Here is a 4,352-nt window from a genome sequence, read left to right on the forward strand (position 1 = left end):
CGGAGCCCGGCCGGCCCCGTACGCCGGTTCAGTGCCGCGCTGGACGTGTCGGCGCTGCCGCACGCCGGGCGCTGGTATCTGCACCTGCGGGCGGCGGACGGCGGCGACGCCCCGGTGCGGATCGCGCGGGAGGCGTTCGCCGAACTGCCGCTGCGGCTCCCGGCGGCCCCGGGCGCCCGGCCGGTGACGGTCGAACGGCGGTTCCACGACCACCTGTTCGCGGCGGCCGGATCGCCCGTGCCCGCGGCGGACCGGGGACCGTACCGGCAGCGGATGCTGCGCGAGCGGCGCTATCCGGTGCTGCTGCGCCGCCCGTTGACCGACACCGTCCTCTACAGCAGCTTCGACGGCCGCGACTGCGCGGACTCGCCGCGCGCCGTCCACGACGAACTGGTGCGCAGGGGCGTCCCGTTCGACCATGCGTGGGTGGTACGCGACCACACCGTGGCGGTGCCCGCGACCGCCCGCGCGGTGCTGCGCGGCAGCGACGACTGGTACGAGACGCTGGCCCGCAGCCGCCACGTGGTGACCAACACGCATCTGCCCGCGTGGTTCCGCCGCCGCGAGGGCCAGCGGGTCGTCCAGACCTGGCACGGCGCGCCCGTGAAACGGATCGGCCAGGACCTGGCGGGCACGCTGTGCGCCGACCTCACCCACATGTGGCCGCAGCCGAGCCTCGGCCACCAGTGGAGCGTGCTGCTCTCCCCCAACTCGCAGAGCACCCCGGCGCTGCGCCGCGCCCTCGACTTCGACGGCGAGGTCGCCGAGACCGGGCTGCCCCGTACCGACCTGCTCAGCGGCGAGGACCGCGACAAGGTGCGCGAGGAGGTGCGGGCCAGGCTCGGCCTGCCGCCCGGCCGCACGGTCGTGCTGTACGCGCCGACGGTCCGCGACGACGAGGCGTACGACGCCGAGCACGCCCGGCTGCACCTGCCGCTCGACCTGGCGGCGATGGCGGCGGAGCTGACCACGAGCCATGTGCTGCTGGTCCGCTCGCACCCGCTGGTCGCCGACACCCTCCCGGCGGTTCCCGGCGGCTTCGTGCGTGACGTCAGCGCCCATCCCGACCTCGCGGAACTGCTGCTCGTCGCCGACGTGCTGGTCACCGACTACTCCTCGGTGCTCGCCGACTTCGCGGTCACCGGCCGCCCGGTGCTGCTGTTCACGCCCGACCTGCCGCACTACCGCGACACGCTGCGCGGTTTCACCTTCGACTACGAGGCCCAGGCGCCGGGGCCGCTGCTGCGCACCACGGACGAGCTGACCGCCGCGCTGCGCGACCCGGAGGCCGCCGTCAGGGGCCGCGCCGACGCCTACGCGGCCTTCCGCGCCGCCTTCTGCCACCTGGACGACGGAGGGGCCGCCGCCCGCGTGGCGGACCTGATGCTCGGCTGACCCCCTGACACCCTGGCCGAACCGCCGCCGGAACACGGAGTTTGTCATGACATCGAGCGCATTGGTCCCCGCCGCACACCCGCCGCGCCCGGACGGCCGCACCCTCCTCAAGTCCGCGCCTTGCCGTCTCCTCAAGGCCGCGCCTTGCCGTCACTGACGACCGGAGAGGTCACCGCGGGCGACGGCGCGGGCGACGAGCCGGGGGCCGGTACGGCCGAAGGCGCCGCGGTCGCGGCCGGGCGGGCCGGTCCGACGGCCCGGCTGCTGGAGCGGGCGCGGGCCTGGCGGGTGACGCCGTACGCCGTCGTCGGGACGCTCTTCTGGCTGGCGGTCGCCGTGGCGGCCTGGCGTGCGCCGATCGCCTCGGACTTCGGCCAGCACGCCTCGGCGGTGGAGCGGGTCAAGGCCGACTGGCGGCACCCGGCCAATCCGCTGCTCGACCTGCCGGGCACCGGCAGCCCGTACTTCTCGCCGTACATCGTGGCGCTCGGTCTCATCGCGCGGGCCACCGGCGCCGCCGGACGGGAGGTCGTGCGCTGGTGCGGCCCGGTGAATCTCGCGGTGCTGGTCACCGGCGTCGGCGTGTACGCGCGGACGCTGAGCCGGCGGCCGATGGCGCCGGTCTACGCGCTGCTGGCGTTCACCCTGCTGTGGGGCGTGCAGGGCAAGGAGTGGAGCGGCTTCTGCGGGATGTGGTCGCTGACCCGGGGCGCCTCGTACCCGAGCGCCTTCGCGGTCGGCGTCACCTTCCACCTGTGGGCGCTCACCGACCGGCTGGCGCGCCGCCGTACCACCGGCTGGGCCGGGTACGCCCTGCTGGGCGTGGCCTGCGGGCTCCTGCTGCTCATCCACCCGATCACCGCGCTGGCCGCGGCCGTCGGGATCGTGGCGGTACTGACGGCCCGGCAGCGCGGCTGGTCGCGGCGGGTGACGGCCCGCTGGCTGCTGGCGGGCGCGCTCGCGCTGCTGGTGGCCGTCGCGTGGCCGTACTACGACGTGTTCTCGCTGGCCGGTGACACCACGGTCGACGCGGTGCACAAGCGGCTCTACGTCCACCCCTGGCAGTGGTACGGGCTGGCGCTCGTCGGGCTGCCGCCGCTGCTGCTGCGCGCCCGGCGCGGGGTCCGCGACCCGCTGGTCCTGATGTTCGCCGCCTTCTGCCTGATCGTCGCCTACGGATGGGTGAGCGGGCACTACACCTACGGGCGGGTCTTCGCGCTGCTGCTCGTGCCGCCGCAGTTCGCGCTCGCCGTGGAACTGGCGGCGATCCCGCCGTGGACCCGGCTGCGCGCGGTGCTCGCGCCCGTCGCCGCCGTCGCGCTCTGCTTCGGCGTGGCCGCGCAGATCGGCGCCGTCGTGCCGCAGCGCTTCCTGCCGGTGACCGTCGACCACCCGGTGCGCTGGCCCGGCTACAGCTGGGCCGCGGACCGTATGCCCGCCGACGCGGTGGTCCTCACCGACGGGTACTACGCCACGCACGTCCTGCCCGCCTACGGCTTCTTCCTGGTCGCCCCCACCTGGCCCGACCCGTCCACCCCGGCCGCCGAACGCGACCGCCGATTCGCCGCCGTGCGCACGTATCTGGACCCGAAGTCGACGGCGGCGCAGCGCGAAGCGATCCAACGGCGTTACGGAATCGGCTGGTTGCTGCTGACGAAGTATCAGAAGGTGCCATCGGGAGGGAGCTTGGCGGCGACGGGGCCGAGGACAGGTGAGCGGCTGGTGCGGCTGGTGCCGGTGCCGGGCGGGTCGTGAGGCCGATACGGGGCGCGGCCCGAGGCTGTCCCCCGCGGGTGATGTCACCGAACGGCACCGAGGCGTCAGCGGGTTCGATACGACGTCCGTGACTCGTACACACCCCCGGTAGCATCGTGCCTCGTTCGCCTACCGGGGGGTGCCTGAAATCTCCAGTCACGACAGCAGTTCGAGCGGTGGCCCGGTGCCGGGTCCGGGCGCGGGCGCGGTGCCGGGTCCGGGCGTGACCCCGGGCGCGGTGCCGGATTCTGATCAGGGTCCGGGCGGGAGCCCGTTGCGGGCGCTGGAGCCGCAGGACCCGCGCGAGGTGGCCGGTTACCGGCTGCTGGCCCGGATCGGCGAGGGCGGGATGGGGTCGGTCTACCTCTCGCACACCCGCGGCGGACAGCCGGTCGCGCTGAAGGTGATCCGGCGCGAATACGCGCAGGACGAGGAGTTCAGGCGGCGCTTCCAGCAGGAGGTGCAGTCCGCGCGCCGGGTGCAGGGCTACCACGTGGTCCCGGTGGTCGACCACGACACCACCGGCAACCAGCCCTGGCTGGCGACCAGTTACATTCCGGGGCTGCCGCTGGACGACGCGCTCGCCCGGTACGGGGCGCTGCCGGTGGCCACCGCGCTGCAACTGGTGGGCTGCGCGGCGGAGGCGCTGCGCGCGGTGCACGCGGCGGGCGTCATCCACCGCGACCTCAAGCCCAGCAATGTGCTGCTCGGCGCGGGCGGCCCCTGGGTCATCGACTTCGGCATCGCGCGCGCGGCGGACTCCACCCAGCTCACCCGCAGCGGCGGCCTGATCGGCACCCCGCAGTACATGTCGCCCGAGCACGCCAACGGGCACGAACTCACCCCGGCCACCGACCTGTTCTCGCTCGGCCTGATCGCCGCGGTCGCCGCCACCGGACGGCACCCGTACGGCACGGCGGGCGCGATCACGCTCGCCACGCAGATAGCCAACACCGCCGTCCGGCCGCCCGACCTGTCCGGTTACCCCGACGAGCTGCGTACCGTCCTGGAGCGCTGCCTGACCGCGGACCCGGCGGCCCGGCCCACCCCACCAACCACCCCACCCCAAACCCCAGCTGGGCCGCGCTCGCGCCGGGTGAACGCGCCCGGCTGCTGCGGCGATTCGCCGCCGAGGTCGACGCGCACCTGGAGGAACTGGCCGCGCTGGAGGTGCGGGAGGCGGGCCACACCGTGGGCAACGC

Annotated in this window: 3 protein-coding genes; all 3 read left to right on the forward strand. The window is 74.8% G+C overall.

What is annotated here, in order from left to right; translation table 11 throughout:
* Positions 1-1,395, forward strand: a 1,395-nt coding sequence (locus BGM09_RS18215) for a CDP-glycerol glycerophosphotransferase family protein (RefSeq protein ID WP_188282682.1), incomplete at its 5' end; no start/stop codon positions are given.
* A 144-nt stretch (positions 1,396-1,539) separates the two neighbouring features.
* Positions 1,540-3,150: a hypothetical protein gene (locus tag BGM09_RS18220; RefSeq protein ID WP_223187213.1), complete on the forward strand. Its 1,611-nt coding sequence runs from the start codon at positions 1,540-1,542 to the stop codon at positions 3,148-3,150.
* A gap of 349 nt (positions 3,151-3,499) precedes the next feature.
* Positions 3,500-4,352 (forward strand): serine/threonine-protein kinase (locus BGM09_RS18225; RefSeq protein WP_262928379.1); only part of this gene is annotated, 853 nt, incomplete at its 3' end.

It is taken from the genome of Streptomyces sp. CBMA29 (genome assembly GCF_014596445.1).
Classification (GTDB): Bacteria; Actinomycetota; Actinomycetes; order Streptomycetales; family Streptomycetaceae; genus Actinacidiphila.